This window comes from Burkholderia sp. E168m23 (assembly GCF_016586125.1).
In the GTDB taxonomy this organism is placed as follows: Bacteria; Pseudomonadota; Gammaproteobacteria; order Burkholderiales; family Burkholderiaceae; genus Burkholderia; species Burkholderia orbicola.
Genome location: NZ_BCPP01001142.1, coordinates 1 through 1,992, shown reverse-complemented (window position 1 = coordinate 1,992; position 1,992 = coordinate 1). Strand labels below are relative to the sequence as shown.

2 protein-coding genes are annotated in these 1,992 nt (G+C 66.6%); both read right to left on the bottom strand.

The features are described 5' to 3' along the window. Positions 1-1,242, bottom strand: a 1,242-nt coding sequence (locus tag JMF90_RS35015; protein ID WP_201326159.1) for a heavy metal sensor histidine kinase, incomplete at its 3' end; no start/stop codon positions are given. Beyond that, positions 1,239-1,910 carry a heavy metal response regulator transcription factor gene (locus JMF90_RS35010; RefSeq protein ID WP_011548390.1) on the bottom strand — a complete coding sequence of 224 codons (672 nt, stop codon included), beginning with the start codon at positions 1,908-1,910 and terminating at the stop codon, positions 1,239-1,241. The genes JMF90_RS35015 and JMF90_RS35010, both read right to left, overlap by 4 nt. Positions 1,911-1,992: the final 82 nt, after the last annotated feature.

Genomic DNA, 1,992 nt, shown 5'->3' with positions numbered 1-1,992 from the left:
CTCGAAGATCCGCTCGACCTGTTCGGGCGGAATCGCGACGCCGCGATTCGTGACTTCGACGACTGCGTAGCTGCCTTGTACGGACACGGCCAGTTCGATCGTCGACGCGGCTTGCGCGTGTTCGAGCGCATTCGACGCGAGGTTGCTCACCGCACGCCGGAACAGTGTCGCATCCGCGACGACCGGCGCTTCGCCATGCACGTCGATGCGCACGCCGGCCTCGTCGGCCAGCGCCTGGAAATACGACGCGAGCCGGCGCAGTTCGCTGCCCGCATCGAGTTCGGCGGTCTTCAGGTGCTGCCGCGCATTGTCGGTACGGGCGAGAAACAGCATGTTCTCGATCATCCGCTGCAGCCGTTCGCATTCCTCGATATTCGATTCGATCAGCGCTTCATATTCGTCGGTCGTGCGCGCGCGCGACAGCGTGATCTGCGACGAGCTGATCACGTTCGCGAGCGGCGTGCGCATGTCGTGCGCGAGATCGGATGAGAACTGCGACAGCCGCACGAACGCGCGTTCGAGCCGGTCGAGCATCCGGTTCACCGACGTGGCGAGCTCGCGCAATTCGACCGGGCCGCCGCGCGCGTCGAGGCGCGCGTTCAGGTTGTGCGCCTCGATGCGCGACGTCTGTCGGCCGAGGCTCTCGACCGGGCGCAGCCCGCGCGACGCGACCGCATAGCCGAGCGCACCGACCAGCAGCGCGCCGACGGCCGCCGCGAGCCAGATGTCGACGCGATAGCTTTCGAGCAGCGACTGGCGATCGGTTGCGGTGCGCGCGAGCGCGACCTGGATCGCTTCGCCGGACGGCAGCGTTTCGCGCGCATACACGCAGCGCGACGTGCCGATGCCGGGCGGCGCGCACGTGAACGGGCTGCCGGCGTTGCCAGCCGGATGCGAGGCCGAGATCACCGACGCAAGCGTGTTGCCGGCTTCGTCGGAATGCTCGACAAGCGGGCGGTGTTGCGCATCGTAGATGCCGAGATAGACGCCCGGATGCGACAGCAGCACGTCGTGGAACACGGCCGGATCGGCGCGCAGCGCGGCTGTCGACCCGCTGGCGCGCGCGAGTTGCAGGAACTGGTTGAGCTTGGCGGAGATCTCGATGTCGTCGCGCCGTGTCAATTCGGCGGACAACGAGCGGTAGAGATACGCGCCAGTCAGCGCGAATACCAGCGCCGCGACGGCGGCGAACGCGAGCGTCAGGCGCCGCAGCAGCGAATACGACGCGGGGCGCGCGGTCACGAACGATCCTCGAGCACGTAGCCCATGCCGCGGATCGTGTGGATCAGCTTCTTCTCGTACGCGTTGTCGATCTTCGCGCGCAAGCGCTTGATCGCCGCGTCGACGACGTTCGTGTCGCTGTCGAAATTCATGTCCCAGATCTGCGACGTGATGAAGGTGCGCGTCAGCACCTCGCCTTCGCGTTCCGCGAGCAACTGCAGCAGCGCGAATTCCTGCGCGGTCAGGTCGATGCGAGTGTCCGCGCGCCGCACGCGACGCTTGAGCAGGTCGATTTCGAGATCGGCGACGTGCAGGATGTCGCGCACGTTGCGTGGCGCGCGGCGCAGCAGCGAGCGGATACGCGCGAGGAATTCGGCATACGCGAACGGCTTGAGCAGGTAATCGTCGGCGCCGAGTTCGAGCCCGGCGACCTTGTCCTCGATCGCCTCGCGGGCCGTGAGCAGCAGCACGGGCGTCTGCTTCTGCGCGCGCAGCCGCCTGAGCACCTCGAAGCCGTCCAGCGCGGGCAGCATCACGTCGAGCACGATCAGGTCGAAATCCTCGTGCAAGGCGAGGAACAGGCCGTCCTGGCCGTTTTCCGTGACATCGACCGTGTAGCTCGCCTCCGTCAACCCCTTCCGGAGGTATGACGCCATCTTGGGTTCGTCTTCGACTATCAGTATCCGCATGGTGAGGCAGGCTGTCCGTGATTCCAGCCGGTCAGTGTAACGCCGGAGCGTACGGCAGCGCGCGTGCGTGAAGAATGACCGG

What these genes read in the sequence shown, in the direction of transcription:
- JMF90_RS35010 (WP_011548390.1), bottom strand. Translation starts at nt 1,910, where the DNA reads ATGCGGATACTGATAGTCGAAGACGAACCCAAGATGGCGTCATACCTC.